This is a genomic window from Amycolatopsis thermophila, from assembly GCF_030814215.1.
Taxonomy (GTDB): domain Bacteria; phylum Actinomycetota; class Actinomycetes; order Mycobacteriales; family Pseudonocardiaceae; genus Amycolatopsis_E; species Amycolatopsis_E thermophila.
In genome coordinates, this window is sequence record NZ_JAUSUT010000001.1 from 2,514,789 (window position 1) to 2,534,294 (window position 19,506).

15 protein-coding genes are annotated in these 19,506 nt (G+C 70.2%); 4 read left to right on the top strand and 11 right to left on the bottom strand.

Annotated elements, in window-relative coordinates; all coding sequences use genetic code 11:
- Nucleotides 1-13 precede the first annotated feature (13 nt).
- The 3 genes from clpB to FB470_RS12485 form a co-directional block, all read right to left on the bottom strand.
- Nucleotides 14-2,617: an ATP-dependent chaperone ClpB gene (gene clpB / locus FB470_RS12475; RefSeq protein ID WP_306991258.1), complete on the bottom strand. Its 2,604-nt coding sequence runs from the start codon at nt 2,615-2,617 to the stop codon at nt 14-16.
- Nucleotides 2,618-2,777: 160 nt separating this feature from the next.
- Nucleotides 2,778-5,081 carry an MFS transporter gene (locus FB470_RS12480; protein ID WP_306999225.1) on the bottom strand — a complete coding sequence of 768 codons (2,304 nt, stop codon included), beginning with the start codon at nt 5,079-5,081 and terminating at the stop codon, nt 2,778-2,780.
- A 35-nt stretch (nt 5,082-5,116) separates the two neighbouring features.
- Complete coding sequence (locus FB470_RS12485; protein ID WP_306991260.1) at nt 5,117-5,611, bottom strand: MarR family winged helix-turn-helix transcriptional regulator; 495 nt, start codon at nt 5,609-5,611, stop codon at nt 5,117-5,119.
- A 336-nt stretch (nt 5,612-5,947) separates the two neighbouring features.
- On the opposite strand from FB470_RS12485, the gene FB470_RS12490 reads away from it, so the two are divergent.
- Nucleotides 5,948-7,120: a globin domain-containing protein gene (locus FB470_RS12490; RefSeq protein ID WP_306991262.1), complete on the top strand. Its 1,173-nt coding sequence runs from the start codon at nt 5,948-5,950 to the stop codon at nt 7,118-7,120.
- Between the two features lie 9 nt (nt 7,121-7,129).
- Nucleotides 7,130-7,825 carry a dienelactone hydrolase family protein gene (locus FB470_RS12495; protein WP_306991264.1) on the top strand — a complete coding sequence of 232 codons (696 nt, stop codon included), beginning with the start codon at nt 7,130-7,132 and terminating at the stop codon, nt 7,823-7,825.
- Nucleotides 7,826-8,091: 266 nt separating this feature from the next.
- On the opposite strand, the gene FB470_RS12500 is transcribed toward FB470_RS12495, so the two are convergent.
- The 6 genes from FB470_RS12500 to FB470_RS12525 form a co-directional block, all read right to left on the bottom strand.
- Complete coding sequence (locus FB470_RS12500; protein WP_306991266.1) at nt 8,092-8,529, bottom strand: heat shock protein transcriptional repressor HspR; 438 nt, start codon at nt 8,527-8,529, stop codon at nt 8,092-8,094.
- Nucleotides 8,526-9,707 (bottom strand): molecular chaperone DnaJ, encoded by a 1,182-nt coding sequence (gene dnaJ, locus FB470_RS12505; RefSeq protein WP_306991267.1) that lies wholly within the window; start codon nt 9,705-9,707, stop codon nt 8,526-8,528. Before dnaJ ends, FB470_RS12500 begins: the two co-directional genes overlap by 4 nt.
- Nucleotides 9,708-9,736: 29 nt before the next feature.
- Complete coding sequence (grpE, locus tag FB470_RS12510; RefSeq protein ID WP_306991269.1) at nt 9,737-10,423, bottom strand: nucleotide exchange factor GrpE; 687 nt, start codon at nt 10,421-10,423, stop codon at nt 9,737-9,739.
- Nucleotides 10,420-12,276, bottom strand: coding sequence for a molecular chaperone DnaK (dnaK, locus tag FB470_RS12515; RefSeq protein ID WP_306991271.1), 1,857 nt, complete (start codon nt 12,274-12,276; stop codon nt 10,420-10,422). Before dnaK ends, grpE begins: the two co-directional genes overlap by 4 nt.
- Nucleotides 12,277-12,410: 134 nt before the next feature.
- Entirely contained in the window at nt 12,411-13,790 is a 1,380-nt protein-coding gene (locus FB470_RS12520) for an alpha/beta hydrolase (RefSeq protein ID WP_306991273.1), read from the bottom strand.
- Complete coding sequence (locus tag FB470_RS12525; RefSeq protein WP_306991275.1) at nt 13,787-14,458, bottom strand: DUF4097 family beta strand repeat-containing protein; 672 nt, start codon at nt 14,456-14,458, stop codon at nt 13,787-13,789. The genes FB470_RS12520 and FB470_RS12525 overlap by 4 nt, the downstream gene beginning before the upstream one ends.
- A gap of 147 nt (nt 14,459-14,605) precedes the next feature.
- Here FB470_RS12525 and FB470_RS12530 point away from each other — a divergent pair, with 147 nt between their 5' ends.
- Nucleotides 14,606-15,142: a YbhB/YbcL family Raf kinase inhibitor-like protein gene (locus FB470_RS12530; protein ID WP_306991277.1), complete on the top strand. Its 537-nt coding sequence runs from the start codon at nt 14,606-14,608 to the stop codon at nt 15,140-15,142.
- Nucleotides 15,143-15,861: 719 nt separating this feature from the next.
- Here FB470_RS12530 and FB470_RS12535 read toward each other — a convergent pair.
- Entirely contained in the window at nt 15,862-16,422 is a 561-nt protein-coding gene (locus FB470_RS12535; protein ID WP_306991279.1) for a TetR/AcrR family transcriptional regulator, read from the bottom strand.
- Between the two features lie 13 nt (nt 16,423-16,435).
- A complete protein-coding gene (locus FB470_RS12540; RefSeq protein WP_306991280.1) occupies nt 16,436-16,759 on the bottom strand; it encodes a DMT family transporter in 324 nt (107 codons plus the stop codon).
- A 147-nt stretch (nt 16,760-16,906) separates the two neighbouring features.
- On the opposite strand from FB470_RS12540, the gene FB470_RS12545 reads away from it, so the two are divergent.
- Nucleotides 16,907-19,192 (top strand): (Fe-S)-binding protein, encoded by a 2,286-nt coding sequence (locus FB470_RS12545; protein WP_306991282.1) that lies wholly within the window; start codon nt 16,907-16,909, stop codon nt 19,190-19,192.
- Nucleotides 19,193-19,506 lie beyond the last annotated feature (314 nt).

The window sequence follows — 19,506 nt, forward strand, 5'->3', positions numbered from 1 at the left end:
GTGTCGCACCCCGTTAGTCCGCCCGGGTGACCACGAGCGTGTCGCCCGCGTCCAGCCCGGGCACGTCGACCCGCACCGTGTCGCCGTCCCGGACCTCGCCGGCCAGCAGCTTCTTCGCCAGCTGGTCGCCGATCGCGGACTGCACCAGCCGGCGCAGCGGGCGGGCGCCGTAGATCGGGTCGAACCCGTTGAGCGCGAGCCAGTCGCGCGCGCCCGGCGTGACGTCCAGGGTGAGGCGGCGCTGTGCCAGCCGCTGGGCCAGCTTCCCCACCTGGATGTCCACAATGGAGGTCAACTGCTCGGTGTCGAGCGAGTGGAACACCACGATGTCGTCCAGCCGGTTCAGGAACTCCGGCTTGAAGTGCCGCTGCACCGTCGACAGCACCGCGTCCCGCCGCTGGTGCTCGTCGAGCGCGGCGTCCGCGATGGCCTGCGAACCGAGGTTCGAGGTCAGGATCAGGATCGTGTTGCGGAAGTCGACCGTGCGACCCTGGCCGTCGGTCAGCCGCCCGTCGTCGAGCACCTGCAGCAGCACGTCGAACACGTCCGGGTGCGCCTTCTCGACCTCGTCGAGCAGCACCACCGAGTACGGCCGCCGCCGGACGGCCTCGGTCAGCTGACCGCCCTGGTCGTAGCCGACGTAGCCGGGGGGAGCACCGACCAGCCGCGCGACGCTGTGCTTTTCGCTGTACTCGCTCATGTCGATGCGGGTCATCGCGCGCTCGTCGTCGAACAGGAACTCCGCCAGCGCCTTGGCCAGCTCGGTCTTGCCGACCCCGGTCGGGCCGAGGAACAGGAACGACCCGGTCGGCCGGTCCGGGTCCGCGACCCCGGCGCGCGTGCGGCGCACCGAGTCCGACACCGCCTGCACGGCCTCGCGCTGCCCGACGACCCGCTTGCCCAGCTCCTCCTCCATCCGGAGCAGCTTGCCGGTCTCGCCCTCGAGCAGGCGGCCGGCCGGGATGCCGGTCCAGGCGGAGACGACGTCGGCCACGTCGTCCGCCCCGACCTCCTCCTTGAGCATGACCTCCGCCCCGGAGGTGCTGTTCGCGTTGTTCTGCTGCGCGGCCTCCAGCTCCTTCTCCAACGCCGGGATCTTGCCGTAGCGCAGCTCGGCGGCGCGGCCCAGGTCGGCGTCGCGCTCGGCCCGGTCGGCCTCGCCGCGCAGCTGCTCCAGCTGCTCCTTGAGCTCGCGGACCTTCTCGATCGAACCCTTCTCGTTCTGCCAGCGGGCGGTCAGCGCGGACAGCTCCTCGCGCTTCTCGGCCAGCTCGGCGCGCAGCGCGGCCAGCCGCTCGATCGAGGCCGGGTCCTCCTCCTTGGACAGCGCCATCTCCTCGATCTCCAGGCGGCGCACGGCGCGCTCGACCTCGTCGATCTCGACGGGACGGGAGTCGATCTCCATGCGCAGCCGGGACGCGGCCTCGTCGACGAGGTCGATCGCCTTGTCCGGGAGGAACCGCGCGGTGATGTAGCGGTCGGACAGCGTCGCGGCCGACACCAGCGCGGCGTCGGTGATGCGGACGCCGTGGTGCACCTCGTAGCGCTCCTTCAGGCCGCGCAGGATGCCGATGGTGTCCTCGACCGACGGCTCGCCGACCAGCACCTGCTGGAAGCGCCGCTCCAGCGCCGCGTCCTTCTCGATGTGCTGGCGGTACTCGTCGAGCGTGGTCGCGCCGACCATGCGCAGCTCACCGCGGGCGAGCATCGGCTTGATCATGTTGCCCGCGTCCATCGCGCCCTCGCCGGTCGCGCCCGCGCCGACGATCGTGTGCAGCTCGTCGATGAAGGTGATGACCTGCCCGGCCGACTCGGTGATCTCCTTGAGGACGGCCTTGAGCCGCTCCTCGAACTCACCGCGGTACTTCGCGCCGGCGACCATCGAGCCCAGGTCCAGCGCCACGACCCGCTTGCCGCGCAACGACTCCGGCACGTCACCGGCGACGATCCGCTGGGCCAGTCCCTCGACGATCGCCGTCTTGCCGACGCCCGGTTCACCGATCAGCACCGGGTTGTTCTTCGTGCGCCGGGACAGCACCTGGACCACGCGGCGGATTTCGGCGTCGCGGCCGATCACCGGGTCCAGCTCGCCCTTGCGGGCGCGGTCGGTCAGGTCGACGCCGTACTTCTCCAGCGCCTGGAACGTGCCCTCCGGGTCCGGGCTCGTGATGCGCGCCGAGCCGCGCACCTTGGTGAACGCCTCGCGCAGCGAGTCCGGGGTGGCGCCGTGGCGCTTGAGCAGGTCGGCCACCTGGCCGCCCTCCGCGGCGAGCCCCACCATCAGGTGCTCGGTGGAGACGTACTCGTCACCCAGCTCGGTGGCGAGCTTCTGGGCGTGCGTCAGCGACTTGACCGCGGGCGGGTCGAACTGCGGAGTGGACACGGTCGCGCCCGTCGCCGAGGGCAGCCCCTGCGTGATCGGCTCCAGCTCCTTGTGCACCTGCCGCGGGTCGGCGCCCACCGCCGTCAGCAGGGGGCCGGCCAGGCCGTCACCCTGCGCCAGCAGCGCGCCGAGCAGGTGTGCGGCGGTGACGCTGGGGTTGCCCGCCACGGTCGCCGCCTGCGCCGCCGACGAGATCGCCTGCTGGGTCTTCGTCGTCGGGTTGAAAGCGTCCATCCCACACTCCATGTCGCATGCCTGCCGGAGACCTTCCTCCAGGTCCCTCGACATGTACAACGGCAACAAACTTGAGTGTGTTCCGCTCAACCCCGACTTCTTCCGAAAAGCACGAAGGCCGCCCCCCGGGGGACAGGGGCGGCCTTCGCGAGTCGCTGCGTCAGCGGGTGGGGTGCGTCAGCTCCACGTCGCGGGACAGCGGGGTTCCGGCGATCACCTCCAGCGGCGCGGCCACTGGCGCGTATCCGCTGGTCACGAGGGTGTAGTCGCCCGCGGGGAGGTCGGTGAAGGAGTACCGGCCCTCCTCGTCGGTCAGGGTCGTCGCGACCACCTCACCGGCCGGGTCGAGCAGGGTCACCTGAGCCTCGGCCACCGGCCGGTCCTCGCGGCCCGCCCGGACGACCCCGGCCAGGCGGGCGGTCCGCACCAGCTCGACGTCGTGCGTGGCCTGTTCGCCCTCGGTGGTCACCAGCGGTGTCGCGGAGGGCTGGTGGCCGGCCGCCGTGACGGTCAGGGTGTGAACCCCGCCCCCCACGTCGTCGAAGTGGTACCAGCCGTCGCCGCCGGTGATGCTCGACGCGACCACCTCGCCGCGCTCGTCGGTCAGCACGAGCGTCGCCCCGCCGACCGGCTGCCCGCCCGCGGTCCGGACCACGCCGCTCAGCCCACCGGCGCCGGCCATCTCGACGTCCCGCCGCACCGGCTTGCCGTTGAGCGTCACCATCACCGCACTCGGCTGGAACGACCCGGCGGAGGTGATCAACAGGTAGCTCGCGTTCGACGGCGCGGGCAGCCGGTAGCTGCCGTCCGCGGCGGTGAGTGCCCGCGCGACCTGCTGGCCCGACGTGTCGGTGAGCGTCACCGCGACACCGGCGAGGGGGCGGCCCGACGGGCCGGTCACCACGCCGTGCACGGCCGAACCGGTGACCGGACCCGGGACCCCAGCCGGCGCGGCCTCGGCGTTCTCGCTGGTCAGGTCGATGCTGCGGCGCAGCGGCACGTCCTTGATGAACAGCACCGCGATCAGCGTGACCACCGCGATGATGCCGCCGGCGAAGAACACCGAGCCGATGCTGTCGCCGTAGGCGGCGCGCACGATCGACTGGAACGGCTCCGGCAGCGCGCCCAGGTTCAGGCTGCCGCCGCCGGTCGGCGCCGAACCGGCGTTGATGCCCAACGCGGACAACGCACTGGTCACGTGGCTGCTGACCTTCGCGGCGAGCAGGGCGCCCAGCGCGGAGACACCGGCCGAACCACCCAGCGTGCGGAAGAACGTCACCGACGACGACGAGGACCCCATGTCCTTCATCGCGACGGTGTTCTGCACGACCAGCACGAGGTTCTGCATCAGCGCACCGACACCGATGCCCAGCAGGGCCAGGTAGATGCCCATCAGCACCAGGTTCGTGTGGTGGTCGATGGTGCTCAGCAGGAACAGGCTGGCCACCAGCAGGATCGCGCCGCCGACCATCCACGGCTTGGTCCGGCCGGTGCGCGAGATGAACTGCCCGGCGATCGTCGAGGAGAGGAACAGGCCGAGCATCATCGGGATCGTCATCAGGCCGGCGTGCGTCGGCGAGTACCCGCGGGCCAGCTGGTAGTACTGCCCGAGGAACACCGCGCCACCGAACATCGCGGTGCCGACCGACAGGCTCCCGATGATGGCGAGCGTGAAGGTGCGGTTGCGGAACAGGCGCAGCGGCACCACCGGGGCGGACACCTTGGTCTCGACGAACACCGCCAGCGCCAGCGCGGCCACGCCGCCCGCCACGTAGCACAGCGTCGACCACGACCACCAGGCGAAGCTGCCGCCCGCCAGCGAGACCCAGATCAGCAGCAGCGACACGCCGCCCACGAGCAGGGTCGCGCCCAGCCAGTCGATCTTCACCTTCTGCTTGAAGACCGGCAGGTGCAGGGTCTTGCCCAGGACGATGAACGCGACCACCGCGACCGGGACCGTGATCCAGAAGTTCCAGCGCCAGCCCAGCGGAGAGTCGACGATCAGGCCACCGAGCAGTGGGCCGGCGACCGTAGCCAGCGCCATGACCGCGCCGATGTAACCGCTGTAGCGGCCGCGGTCACGCGGCGAGATCATCGCCGCGATGACGACCTGGACCAGCGCCTGCATGCCACCGAGGCCCAGGCCCTGAACCGCGCGGAACGCGATCAGCTCGGGCATGGACTGCGAGATGCCGCCGAGCACCGAGCCGAGCGTGAAGATCACGATCGACAGCTGGTACAGCATCTTCTTGCTGAACAGGTCCGACAGCTTCCCCCAGATCGGGGTGCTCGCCGTGGACGCCAACAGGGTGGCGGTGACCACCCACGTGTACTGACTCTGCGAGCCGTTGAGGTCGGCCAGGATCGTCGGGAGTGCGTTCGAGACGATCGTGGACGACAGCATGGCGACCAGCAGCGCCAGAAGGAGGCCGATGAAGGCGCGCCCGACCTGGCGCGGCGTCATCGCCTCCTGGTTCGCTGTCGTGCTCACTTCGGGGATCACTTCCTCTTCTCCGCCGGTTCCGGCGGGCAGGTGACCGGCGCTTGCCCGAGGGCCTCGCGCAGTCCTTCGTTCATCAGGGTCAGCCGGGCGGTGAGCGACTCGATCTCGTCGTCGGTCCAGTCCGCCAGTGCGCGTTGCATGAAGGCGACGTGCAGCTCGCGCCAGCGTTCGAGCTCGGCGCGGCCCGCGTCGGACAGGCTGATCAGGCTGGCGCGCCCGTCCTCGGGCGCGGGCCTGCGGCTGACGAGGCCGGCGGCGGTCAGCTGGGCGATCTGCCTGCTGATCACGGAGACGTCGACCATCTTGCGTTTCGCCATGTCCGACGGACGGCTCTCGCCGTGCACGTTGAGGTCGGACAGCAGCATGGCGGCCGCGGGGTGCAGACCGTCGTGCTCGCGCTGCCACGACTGGTTGATCCAGGCGTGCTGCAGCTGCCCGGCCGTGCGCAGCTCGCGCATCAGTTCAACGGCCTTCTCGTCGCAGTCCCCCATGGACCCACCTCCCGGTTGGTTGTCACATACAACTATAACGCGGGTAGTTGTATGCCACAACTATCTAAGTTGGTGACGTGTCCCACTGGTCGAGCGATTTCGGCGAACCACCCGGAAGGAGCAACTTCGCGAAGAAAGGGCCCGAGACGGTTACCCTGCGACGGATCGTGTTCGCATTAGAGGGTTGCGACTGACTGGATAGGGTGGATTATTCATGATCAATTCACGCTGTGACGGGCCCTCTGGCCTGCTGTTGCGTGGCGCGCTCCTGCTGTTGCGCGTTCGTGAATAATCGACGGCGAGCATGACCGAGCATCCCGGAGCAGCCCCGATCCCATGACCGCCGACCCCGTCAGTCCCGTACCCCGGTCCGTGCACCGGGAGGCGCCGCCTGCCGTCGCCGCGATGGTGCGCCTGATCCGGGAATCGTGGGCGAAGGCCGAGCCGTACCTGCCCGAGGTGACGCAGTTCTTCTACGGCATGTTGTTCACCCTGGCGCCGGCCACGCGGGACTTCTTCCCGATCAACATGGAGGTGCAGCGCAACCGCATGGTGCGGGCGCTGGTCCACGTGTGCCAGATGGTCGACCAGCCCGACGACCTGGTTCCGTTCCTGCGGCAGCTCGGCCGCGACCACCGCAAGTTCGGCGTCGTGCCCAACCACTACGAGGCGGTCGGCACGGCGCTGCTGGCGGCGATGAAGACGCACCTCGGGCCGGACTGGACCGCCGACGTCGAGCGCGCGTGGGCCGAGGCGTTCACGATCGTGGCCCGGCAGATGCAGGAGGCCGCGGCCACCGACGCGAACCCGCCGAACTGGACGGCGCGGGTGGCCGAGCACCGGCGGCTGAGCTGGGACCTGGCGATGGTGCGGCTGGAACCGGAGCGGCACGTCCCGTTCCGGGCCGGGCAGTACCTGAGCGTCGAGGTGCCGCAGCGGCCGCGGCTGTGGCGGTACCTGTCGCCGGCGAACGCGCCGCGCCCGGACGGGTCCCTGGAGTTCCACATCCGGGCGGTCGACGGCGGCTGGGTGTCACGGGCCATCGTGAGCCACACCCAGCAGGGTGATGTGTGGCGGTTCGGTCCGCCGCTGGGAACGCTGGACGTGGACCGGGACAGCGGCCGGGACGTGCTGATGGTCGCGGGCGGCACGGGTGTCGCGCCGATGCAGGCGCTGCTCGACGAGCTGAGCCAGTGGGCCGAGAACCCGAAGGTGCACCTGTTCTACGGCGGGCGCACGCGCGACGACCTGTACGCGCTGGAGGGGCTGCGCATGATCGCGGCGTGCAACCCGTGGCTGACCGTGACGCCGGTTGTGGAGAACGGGCCCGGTCTGGTCAGCGGCGAGCAGGGCACCCTGGCCGACGTCGTGACGCGGTACGGCGCGTGGCCCGGTCACGACGTGCTGGTGTCGGGTTCGCCGGCGATGATCCGCGCGACCGTGTCCCGGATGCTCGTGGCGGGAACGGCGCTCGATCAGATCAGGTACGACCCGTTCACGATCGACTAGCCTGCGCCGATGGACATCCCTGTCGCTGACGGAACCATCCGGGGTTATCTGGCCGCACCGCAGGAAGAGGTGTCCGGCCCGCCGCCGTGGCCCGGCGTCGTGATCGTGCACGACGTGGTCGGCCTGTCGTACGACGTGCGCAACACCACCGACCGGTTCGCCACCGCGGGGTACCTGGCGCTGTCCCCGGACCTGTACTCGCGGGGCGGTTTCGTGCGGTGCGTGAAGTCGGTGTTCAAGGAGCTGACCGCGGGTAGGGGCCGGGCGTTCGAGGACCTGGACGCGGCGCGGTCGCTGCTGGCGTCGCGGGAGGACTGCACGGGCAAGGTCGGCGTGGTCGGGTTCTGCATGGGCGGCGGTTTCGCGCTGGTCGCCGCTTCACGGGGGTTCGACGCGTCGGCCCCGTACTACGGCCGGCTCCCCGCTGATTTGTCCGTTCTGGACGATGCGTGCCCGGTCGTGGCGTCGTACGGGAAGAAGGACTTCTCGCTGCGCGGGGCCGCGGACAAGCTGGAGCGGGAGCTGACCGCCCGCGGGGTGCCCCACGACGTCAAGGAGTACCCGACGGCGGGCCACAGCTTCGCCAACCAGTTCCACGGCCCGGTCAACGTGCTGCTGAAGATCGCCGGCATGAGCTACAACCGCGAAGCGAGCGAGGACGCGTGGCGCCGGGTGATGGCCTTCTTCGCCGAACACCTGCGCTAGCGGAGCGCCGTGCGCTACGGAGAGCCGGGATCACCACAGCGACCACCCGGCGAAGGCGACCTGACAACCCCCGTCATCCCGGAGCCTGCCCGTCCGGCGAGGGCATTTCTTGATCTTTTCGCCGCTTCGCGGCGCCGACCACAGGCGGGCTGGGGATCGGGGCGGGGGAGGTCTGGGAAGGTCCCGGGACGGCTTGTGTTGCCGGGTTCCGGGGCGTGGCGCAAAGAAAACAGGCCCCGCCGTTGGCGAGGCCTGTGGATCTTGTGCTAGCGCTTCCGCCGTGGTTTCCACACGACGAGCGCCGTCTCCTGCTTCAGTGGTACGAGGTCTTTGCGGTAGGACCGGTGCACCGCGGCTGCGGCTTGTTCGGCCGCCGCGTAGGCCGCGGCCAGCTCCTCCGTCAGCTCGTTGACCCGCGACTGGAGTGCCTCGACCTGGTTTTCCAGCTCGATGATCCGCTTGATGCCCGCCAGGTTGACGCCTTCCTCCTGGGACAGGCGCTGCACCTCACGCAGCAGCGCGATGTCCCGCATGGAGTAGCGTCGCCCGCCGCCGGAGGTCCGGCCCGGCGACACCAGGCCCAGTCGGTCGTAGGACCGCAGGGTCTGGGCGTGCAGGCCGGACAACTGCGCGGCCACGGAGATCACGAAGACCGGGGTCTCCTCGTCGGCCCCGTGCGGCAACCCGCCGAACACCTCGATCAACTCCTCTCACGGAGCAGTTTCGTGATCTCCGGACGCGGGTCGTGCTTCTCGGCGACCTTGGCGTACGCCTCGAGCGCCTCCCGCTCCGAAGACTCCAACCGCGACGGCACGGCCACCTGCAGCGTCACCAGCAGGTCACCCTGCGAGCCGTCCCGCTTCTTGATGCCCTTGCCGCGCACCCGCAGCACCCGCCCGCTGCCGGTGCCCGCCGGCACCTTCACCGACACCTTCCCGTCCAGCGTCGGCACCGTGATCGTCGCACCGAGGGCCAGTTCCGGGTAGCTCACCGGGACCGTGATCGTCAGATCATTACCCGACCGGCCGAACACCGGGTCCGGGTTCACGTGCACCCGCACGTACAGGTCACCGGCCGAGGCGCCACCGCGGCCCGGCTCGCCCTGACCGGCCAGCCGGATGCGCTGGTTGTCGTCGACACCCGCGGGCACCCGCACGGTCAGCGTCCGCGTCTGGGTGCTGATGCCCTCGCCACCGCACTCGGGGCACGGGTCGTCGATGATCCGGCCGCGGCCACGGCAGTCGCGGCACGGCTCGGAGAACGCGAACGCGCCCTGGCTGCGGCTCACCAGCCCCGACCCCTGGCAGGTCGGGCAGGTGCGCGGCGAAGTGCCCGGACGGGCGCCGTTGCCGTGGCACGTCGAGCAGGTCGCCGGGCTCGACAGCCGCAGCGGCAGGGTCGCGCCCTTCACCGCCTCGGCGAAATCGATCCGCACGTCCGTCTCGACGTCGGCGCCGCGCTGGCCGCGCGCCGCCGTGCTCTGCTGGCCCCGGCGGCCGAACAGGCCACCGAGGATGTCGCCGAGCCCGCCGAAACCGCCCTGCGCGCCCGCGCCCGCGGTCTGGCCGAAGATGTCGCCCAGGTCGAAACCGCCCGCACCGCCGCCGGCGCCGGGGAAGCCGAAGCCGCCCGGGCCGCCGCCGGAGCCGAACAGCCGCCGCGCCTCGTCGTACTCCTTGCGCTTGGCCGGGTCCGACAGCACGCCGTAGGCCTCCGACACCGCCTTGAACTTCTGCTCGGCGTCGGTGTTGCCGGGGTTGGCGTCCGGGTGGTTCGCCCGCGCCAGCTTCCGGTAGGCCTTCTTGATCTCGTCCTGCGAAGCGTCGGAGGAGACGCCCAGCTCACGGTAGAAGTCCTTACCGATCCACTCCCGTGCACTCACGGACGTCTCCTCCTCTCACCACATACCTCTTACTGCTGTGTGTTCTCATCCGACAACTGCTCGACCGGTAGCTCACCCTCGACCGGGGCGTCGCCCGGCTCGTGGTCGGTGACGCCCACCAGCGCGGCCCGCAGGGCCCGGTCGCCGAACTTGTAGCCGCGGCGCAGCACCGTGGTCACCGTCGGTCCGGACACGTCCGGCGAGGTGGTGTGCTGCACGGCCTCGTGCACGCTCGGGTCGAAGGGGTCGCCCTCCGCGCCGAACGGCTCGAGCCCGATCCGCTGCAGGCTCGCGACCAGCTTGTCCGCCACCGCCTTGAACGCGCCGGTGAGGTCGCCGTGCTGCTCGGCCCGCTCGAAGTCGTCGAGCAGCGGCAGCAGCTCACCGACCACCGACGCCTTCGCCGCGGTCACCACGGCCTCGCGGTCGCGTTCCACGCGCTTGCGGTAGTTCGCGAACTCCGCCTGCAGGCGCTGCAGGTCGGCCGTGCGCTCCGCGAGCTCCTTCTCGACGTCGGACGGGGCGGCGGACACCGCCTCGTCGACGATCGTGTCGCCGAGCGACGGGCCGGCGTCGGCCTCGGCGTCGGGCGCCTCCGCGGGCGGCGGCGTCCGCAGCTCGCCGGTCTGCGGGTCGATCTTGCGCCTGTCCCGCACGACCAGGGGCTCGGTGACCGGCTCCTGCTGTTCCGTGTCGTTCGAGTGGCGTCCCGTCACTTCTTCTCGTCCTCGTCCACGATCTCGGCGTCCACCACGTCATCCGCGCCCTTGGCGTCGGTCGCGCCCGCGGCACCCTGGTCGGCACCCGGGGTGGCGCCACCGGCCTGCTGGGCGTTCGCGTACAGGGCCGTGCCCAGCTCCTGCGACGCGGTGTTCAGCTTCTCGATGGCTTCCTTGATCTTGGCCGTGTCGGTGCCCTTCAGCGCCTCGTTGGCCTCGTCGATCGCGGTCTTGACCTTGCCCTTGACGTCCTCGGGCAGTTTGTCGTCGTTGTCCTTGACGAACTTCTCGGTCTGGTAGACCAGCGTCTCGGCCTGGTTGCGGGTTTCCGCCTCCTCGCGGCGCTTGCGGTCCTCCTCCGCGTGCTCCTCGGCGTCGCGGACCATGCGCTCGATGTCCTCCTTCGGCAGCGCGGAGCCGCCGGTGATGGTCATCGACTGTTCCTTGTTGGTGCCCAGGTCCTTCGCCGTGACGTGCACGATGCCGTTGGCGTCGATGTCGAAGGTGACCTCGATCTGCGGCACGCCGCGCGGGGCCGGGGGCAGGCCGGTCAGCTCGAACATGCCGAGCTTCTTGTTCTGCGCCGCGATCTCGCGCTCGCCCTGGAACACCTGGATCTGCACCGACGGCTGGTTGTCGTCCGCCGTGGAGAAGATCTCGGACCGCTTCGTCGGGATGGTCGTGTTGCGCTCGATGAGCTTGGTGAACACGCCGCCCTTGGTCTCGATGCCCAGCGACAGCGGGGTCACGTCGAGCAGCAGGACGTCCTTGACCTCACCCTTGAGCACACCGGCCTGCAGGGCGGCGCCGACCGCGACGACCTCGTCCGGGTTCACGCCCTTGTTCGGCTCCTTGCCGCCGGTCAGCTCCTTGACCAGGTCGGACACGGCCGGCATGCGGGTGGAACCACCGACGAGCACCACGTGGTCGATCTGGCCGACCGAGATGCCCGCGTCGCGGATGACGTTGTTGAACGGCGCCTTGGTGCGGTCCAGCAGGTCGGAGGTGATCCGCTGGAACTCCGCGCGGGACAGGGTCTCGTCCAGGAACAGCGGGTTCTTGTCCGCGTCGACCGTGATGTAGGGCAGGTTGATGTTCGCGCTGCTCGAGCTGGACAGCTCGATCTTCGCCTTCTCCGCCGCCTCGCGGATGCGCTGCAGCGCCATCCGGTCCTTGGTCAGGTCGATGCCGTGGCTGGCCTTGAACTTGTCCACCAGCCAGTCGACGATCCGCTGGTCCCAGTCGTCACCACCGAGGTGGTTGTCACCACTGGTGGCCCGGACCTCGACGACGCCCTCGCCGATCTCCAGCAGCGAGACGTCGAAGGTGCCACCACCGAGGTCGAAGACCAGGATGGTCTGCTCCTTCTCGCCCTTGTCCAGGCCGTAGGCCAGGGCGGCCGCGGTGGGCTCGTTGACGATGCGGAGCACGTTCAGGCCGGCGATCTGCCCGGCCTCCTTGGTGGCCTGCCGCTGCGCGTCCTCGAAGTACGCGGGGACCGTGATGACCGCGTCGGTGATCTCCTCACCGAGGTAGGCCTCGGCGTCGCGCTTGAGCTTCATCAGCACGCGCGCGCTGATCTCCTGCGCCGTGTAGGCCTTGCCGTCGATCTCGGTCTTCCAGTCGGTGCCGATGTGCCGCTTCACGGACCGGATCGTCCGGTCGACGTTCGTCACGGCCTGGTTCTTCGCCGGCTGGCCCGTCAGCACCTCGCCGTTCTTCGCGAAGGCGACGATGGACGGGGTAGTGCGGGACCCTTCCGAGTTGGCGATGACCGTCGGCTCGCCGCCCTCCAGGACGGCGACGACCGAGTTGGTCGTGCCGAGGTCGATGCCGACCGCTCGCGCCATGGTGATGTTCCCTCCTGGTCAATGCCTGGTGCGCAGCTCTCCGAGCTGCGGTTTCGCGCCCGCGTTGAGCGGGTTCTACTCAAGTTCTATCTCGGGCGCGTCTGGTGCGTCAATCAGACTTGAGTGGTGCTCGCTCAACCTTTCTGACAGGGTAACGAGCGGGTCTGCGGTGTTGTTCCCGGCGTACCCGAAATCAGGTAGGCGGCTTCGTGGCGGCGCACACAGGCGGAGTTGTAGACGCCGGTGTGCCCGTCCTCGTCGTGGGTGAGCAGCACGCTGCCGTGGATCCGGGTACTCAGCGAGTGGGCCCAGGTCAGCGGTGTCGCCGGGTCGTGCTCGCCGCCGACCACCAGGATCGGCGGGGCGCCCCGGACCGGCTCGGGGTGCGGCGGGTTCTCGGCCGGCACCGGCCAGCCGAGGCAGCCCGTGGCGAAGTCCCAGAACTCGGAGTAGCGCCAGCTGTGCGGCGCGACCTGCCGGACCCGGTCGGCGAGCCGCCGCAGGTCGGCTGGGCCGGTGAACGGCGCCGGGAAGTCCTGGCAGCCGACGGACCGGTAGGCGGGGTACTCCGGCGAGGTGAACGGCATCGCGGCGGTCAGGGCGCTCGCGTCCTCGGGTGCGGCGCGGACGGCCTCGGCGAGCCGCGGCCACAGCTGCGGGAAGTAGAGGTGGGCGTAGACGCCCGCGGCCAGTTCCTCCGGGGTGGCGCGACGGCCGAGCTGCCTCGATGGTGCGCCGTGGGCCATCAGGTCGTCGTAGCGGGCGAGCAGGTCGTCGCCGCACACGCCGGGCCCGGCGCACCACTGGGCGAAGCGGAGCAGGCCGTGCTCGGTGGCGGCGGCCTCGTCCAGGATCGCGCGGCGCATCGGCAGGCCGTGGTCGACGGCGCCGTCCAGGACCATCGCGCGCACGTGTTCCGGGTGGCGGGCGGCGTAGAGCGCGCCGATCTCGGTGCCGTACGACACGCCCAGCCAGGAAATTCGTTCCTCGCCCAGCGCGAGCCGGATGCGCTCGACGTCCTCCGCGACCGTGCCGGTGTCCGGGTTCCGGGGGCCGCTGCAGGTGAGGCCGACCTCCCGGTTGTGGGCGACGAGCCGCTCGTAGCCGGCGTCGTCGGCGGGGAACCGGCTGACGGCCGGGTCGTGCATGGGGCCGCATTCGATCGCCGGGCTGCTGCCGCCCACGCCGCGCGGGTCGAAGCCGACGATGTCGAACCGCTGGTTGAGCTGCGCGAACTCCGGGGTGGCCAGGCCGAGACCGCCGTAGCCGACCACATCGGCGCCGGAACCGCCCGGACCGCCCGGGTTGACCAGCAGCGAGCCGATGCGCTGTGCCGGGTCGAGCGCGGGCAGCCGGGTCAGCCGCAGCCGCGCGCCCGGGACCGGCAGCTCGGCGCACTGCAGGCGCTTGGCGGTATCCGGGGTGGCGCAGTCGTGCCAGGTCAGCGCGGGTGCGGCCGGTGCGGTGACCGGGGTGAGCAGCAGGGCGGCGGCGAGGGTGAGCGCGGGGATCACCGGTTGGTCACCGTGACGTCCCCGCTGAGGGTGCTGAGGTCGAGGGCGTGCTGGGCGGCCGGGTCCTGCGCCACGTCGATGTGCCGGTCGCCGCTCTTGGTGTCCCCGCGGACGCGGTAGCGGCCCGCGGGAACGACGACGCGGATGTCGCCGCTGGCGGTTTCGGCCCGCACGTCCTGCGGGTCGCTCGACCACACCTCGATGTCGCCGGACTTGGCGTTGGTGGTGACCGGGCCGGTGACGTCGCGGACCTCGATGTCGCCGGAGCTGGTGCGCAGATCGACCGAGGCGGCGCCGTAGACGGTCAGGTCGCCGGAGCGGACCTCGCCGTTCACGGTGGTGCCCCGGGGCACGACGATGTCGTAGTCGACCGTGCAGTCGCGGCCGCATCCGCTGAGCCGGAGCCGTCCACCGTCGACGGTGAAGGTGTCGCCGGGCCGGTCGCCCCGGTAGTGGAACGTCTGGCGCACCGAGGTCGTGGCCGTGTCCTCGATGCGGACGTGCACGTCCCCCGAGTCGTTGTCGACCTGGACCACCGAGACCGGCTGGGTGACGTCGGCGCTGGCTTCCGCGCGGGCCGAGTTCGGCCACCAGTTCCACCCCAGTGCGATCCCGGCTCCGGCGACGATGAGGGCGACCCCGCCGATCGCGAGTGCCGGTTTGCCCATTGCGTCCTCCCCAGTCCTGTGTGCTGTGCGGGTCACGCTATGGCGTGGGAGTGGGCGCCGGTATCGGGGAAGCCCCCGGTTCATCCCGGGGGCCACCCCGAATCGCACTAGGGTGATCAGCGGCCACTTCGTGACGAGGAGGAATCGATGCCACAGCCACCGAACCCGTACGACTTCCTGCCCTCGGTGCCGGCCTTCACCGTGCGCAGCGATGATGTCGCCGACGGGGAGACGCTCGCGGCCCCGCAGCTCAGCGGGATGTTCGGCGTGCCCGGGGGTGAGGACCGGTCGCCGCACCTGGCGTGGGAGGGCTTCCCCGCCGAGACGAAGAGCTTCGCGGTGACGTGCTACGACCCGGACGCCCCGACCGCCAGCGGCTTCTGGCACTGGGCGGTGTACAACATCCCCGCCTCGGTGACGTCACTGCCCTCCGGCGCCGGTGACGGCTCCGGGCTGCCGTCCGGAGCCGTGACGCTGGCGAATGACGGCGGCGTGAAGAACTTCCTGGGTGCGGCGCCGCCTCCCGGGCACGGGCCGCACCGGTACTTCTTCGTGGTGCACGCGCTGAACGTCGAGTCGCTGGACCTGCCCGAGGGCGCGACCCCGGCGTTCCTGGGGTTCAACATGTTCGGCACGACCGTGGCACGGGCGACGATCACGCCGGTGTACGAGAACAAGGGCTGAGGTTTGTCCCTTGGTCCGTTGGCGGGGCGGGGCCTTCGGGCTCCGTCCCGCGGCTGAGTCCAGCTGCCGGGGCTGAGTCCAGCGGCTGGGGCTGGGTCCTGCTCGTGGGGCGGGCCCTGGGCTCCGTGGGTGAGAGCTGGGTTCCGCAGGTAAGAGGTGAAGAGCGCCTCGGCGGGCGGGCCCGCGAGGCTCCGCCCGCGCCCGGTTCGCGCAGAAGGGCGTTCGGTGCATTCGACCAGAAGGCCCTCGGTGCTGTCGTTCAGAAGGGCCATCGATGCTCGCGGATGCCCAGGCCTTCCGATGCAAGTGCCCGCTTGCACCCCCGCGAACGGACCATTCGCGCGGCGATGAACGGACCGTTCATCACCAATACGCACCGGCCCGTCAACCTCAGCCGTTAGCGGACCGCTTAACCGCGGTCATGAGCCGACGCCCAACCCCGCCATCAACAGACCGCTCAACTTGGTTGTGAATGGTGCGTTCAACCAGCCCTGAACGGGCCGTTCAACCGGTGATGAGCGGGCCGGCCGCACCCCGCTATTAGCGGTCAGCCCGATTGGTCGTGAGCGGTCGGTTCGGCCGGTTATGGATGGTCCGCTCAACACGATGAACGGCCGTTCAACCGGTGATGAACGGACCATCCAACCCCGCCACCGACGGACCGCCCCACCGCGCACACGAAACGACCGTTCGACCGCCCAACCCCGCTATCCCGCCGATCACCGTGGCTTGAGCAGGTACTCCACCGTCGGCCGGAGTTCTTCCGCCGTGGGCGGCTCGTCGTCGATCAGGCCTTGGATCAACAGGCCGTCGATGCCGGCCAGGAAGACCCGCAACGCCACCAGGTCGTCGGGCCGCACCATGGACGTCAGTACGTCCAGCCACCGTCGCGCGGCGGGCCTCAGCTCCGGCCGGCGGGCGGCCAGCAGGTACAGCTCGTACTCGGCCATGGTCCGGCCCCGCCGCGGCCCCAGGGCCTCGGCCAGCAGCGTTGCCACTTCCGAAGCTCCCCGGCTGCCGCGCGAGCGTGCCCGGTCGATCGTCCAGTACACCTCGGTCGCCATGTCGCGCGCGCACGAGATCAGCGTCGCGATCAACAGATCGTCCAGGGTCTCGAAGTGGTACGTCGTCGAGGTCGTGGGCACCCCGGCCTCGGCCGCCACCGTCCGGTGGGTCACCCCCGCGACCCCGTCCCGCTCGATCACCCGGAGCGTCGCGTCGATGATCTCCTGCCGCCGCTTCTCGCCCCGCGCCCGGCGGCCGTCGCGTTGCGGCTTCACCACGTACCTCCCGTCACGCCGACCCCACCTCGATCAGCACCACGCCCCCGATGACCAGCACCAGCCCGGCCACTATCGTCAGGTTCACCGGCTCCCCGAGGAACAGCACGCCGATCACCGCGACCGCCGCGACACCCACCGCCGCCCAGATCGCGTACGCCACGCCGACCGGCATGCCGCGCTTCAGCACGCTCGCGAGTGCCGCGAACGCCACGAGGTACCCGGCCACGACGACCAGCGAGGGCCACAACTTCGTGAACCCCTCGGACAACTTCATCGAAACAGTGGCGGTGACCTCGGCGGTGATGGCGAGAGCGAGCAACAAATAGGCGACCACCGGGCCAAACTACCGGTACGATCGTCCCGATATCCAGGGAGTCCTACGCCACACTCGTGGGACTCAACTCGCGCCGATCGGTTACTCATGGGTAAATCCACATAGGCTCCCGCCAACCCACCACATCACGGACGAAAGGCCCCGATCATGGGTGCACTGCAGATCACGCTGGGCGTGGTCGGCGTCGCCGTAAGCATCGTCGCTTGGATCATGTTCGGCACCGGCGTGTACCGGATGGTCCGGATCATCCGCCTCGGACAACCGGACGCGACCCGGAACGGTCCGTTCGGGCCGCGCATCACGACGCTCATCAAGGAGTTCGCCGCCCACACGCGGATGAACAAGTTCCGCCATGTCGGCCCGTGGCACTGGCTGGTCATGTGGGGCTTCCTGATCGGCTCGCTGGCCTGGTTCGAGGCCTACGGCGAGACGTTCGACCCGCACTTCCACTGGCCGATCATCGGCGCCTGGAGCATCTGGCTGCTGCTGACCGAACTGCTCGGCCTCGGCACCGTCGTCGGTGGCCTGGTCCTGGTGGTCATCCGCCAGCTGAACCACCCGCGCCGCGCCGACCGGCAGTCGCGCTTCGCCGGGTCGAACTTCAAGCAGGCCTACTTCGTCGAGACCGTGGTGATCGTCGAGGGGCTGGGCATCCTCGGTGTGAAGGCGTTCAAGATCTCCAGCGGCATCGAGGACCCGGCGCTGTGGACGAGCTTCGTGACGAAGCCGCTCGCCGAGATCCTGCCGGCCAGCACGGTCGCGGTCACGATCACCGCGCTGGTCAAGCTGCTGTCGGGCATGATCTGGCTGTACGTCGTCGGCCAGACGCTCACCATGGGTGTGGCCTGGCACCGCTTCAGCGCCTTCTTCAACATCTACTTCAAGCGCGAGGCGGACGGCGGCACGGCGCTGGGCGCGCTCAAGCCGATGATGAGCGGGGGCAAGCCGCTCGACTTCGAGGAGGCCGACCCCGAGAAGGACGTCTTCGGGGCGGGCCAGATCGAGGACTTCAGCTGGAAGGGCTGGCTCGACTTCACCACCTGCACCGAGTGCGGCCGCTGCCAGTCGCAGTGCCCGGCGTGGAACACCGGCAAGCCGCTGTCGCCGAAGCTGGTCATCACGCAGCTGCGCGACCACGCGTACGCGAAGGCGCCGTACCTGCTCGCCGGCGGCAAGAAGGACGTCACCGGTGAAGAGGTGGGCCTGACCGGCGAGAACCCGTACGCGGGCATCGACGTCCTCGCCCTGGCCGAGGCCGAGCGGCCGCTGGTCGGCGACGACGGGGGCGTCATCGACCCGGACGTGCTGTGGTCGTGCACCACCTGCGGCGCCTGCGTCGAGCAGTGCCCGGTGGACATCGAGCACGTCGACCACATCGTCGACATGCGCCGCTACCAGGTCATGATCGAGTCGAACTTCCCGAGCGAGCTGAACGGGATGTTCAAGAACCTGGAGAACAAGGGCAACCCGTGGGGCCAGAACGCCAAGGACCGGATGGCCTGGGCGGAGGACCTGGACTTCGAGGTGCCGGTGTTCGACGGCGAGCTGGGCGACACCGAGTACCTGTTCTGGGTCGGGTGCGCGGGCGCGTTCGAAGACCGCGCGAAGAAGACCACGCGCGCGGTCGCGGAGCTGCTGCACATCGCCGGCGTCAAGTACACCGTGCTCGGCCCGGAGGAGTCGTGCACCGGTGACCCCGCCCGCCGCGCCGGCAACGAGTTCCTGTTCCAGATGCTCGCGCAGCAGAACGTCGAGGTGCTGAACTCGGTGTTCGAGGGCCGCGAGCAGGGCAACCGGAAGATCGTCGCGACCTGTGCGCACTGCTTCAACACGCTCGCCAACGAGTACCCGGACCTGGGCGGGAAGTTCGAGGTCGTGCACCACACCCAGCTGCTCAACCGCCTGGTGCGGGAGAAGCGGCTGGTGCCGGTCGCGCCGATCGCGGACGACGTCACCTACCACGACCCGTGCTACCTCGGCCGCCACAACAAGGTGTACGAGGCGCCGCGTGAGCTGGTCGGGGCGTCGGGGGCGCAGTTCCGCGAGATGCCGCGGCACGGCGACCGGTCCATGTGCTGCGGTGCCGGTGGCGCCCGCATGTGGATGGAGGAGAAGATCGGCAAGCGGATCAACATCGAGCGCGTCGACGAGGCGCTCGGCACCGCGCCGTCGAAGATCGCGACGGGTTGCCCGTTCTGCCGCGTCATGCTCACCGACGGCGTCACCGCGCGCCAGAACGACGGCAAGGCGAGCGAGAAGGTCGAGGTCGTCGACGTCTCGCAGCTGCTGCTCTCGGCGGTCAAGCGCCGTCCGCAGCCCGCGCCGGCGCCGGGCGCGGAGTCGCTGCCGGCGACCGAGTCGGACCCGTTGTCGGCCGACGCGGCCACCGACAAGGTGCCCACGGGGACGTCTCTGCCCGCCGAGGACAAGTAACCCGGGTCCGCGAAGGCCACCTCGTCCACGGACGGGGTGGCCTTCGTCGTTCCCGCCGTGGGGGTATCGACAACCGGGTTATCCTGTTCGTCACGCTGCCGACGCTGCCCGCGGATGATGCTGACGCACGCGAACGGGGCCGAGCATGGGAGAACCCGGCGAGACCGGACCGGCTGGAGAGCCGTCGGTCGTGCGCGCCGGTGCCCGGTTCCCGTCCGCGACGCGGCTGAGGAAGCTGACCGGCGAACACGCCGAAACCACGGGTCCGGAGCCACAAGCCCCGGCTCCACCACCCGCCCCTGCCGAGACCGCGA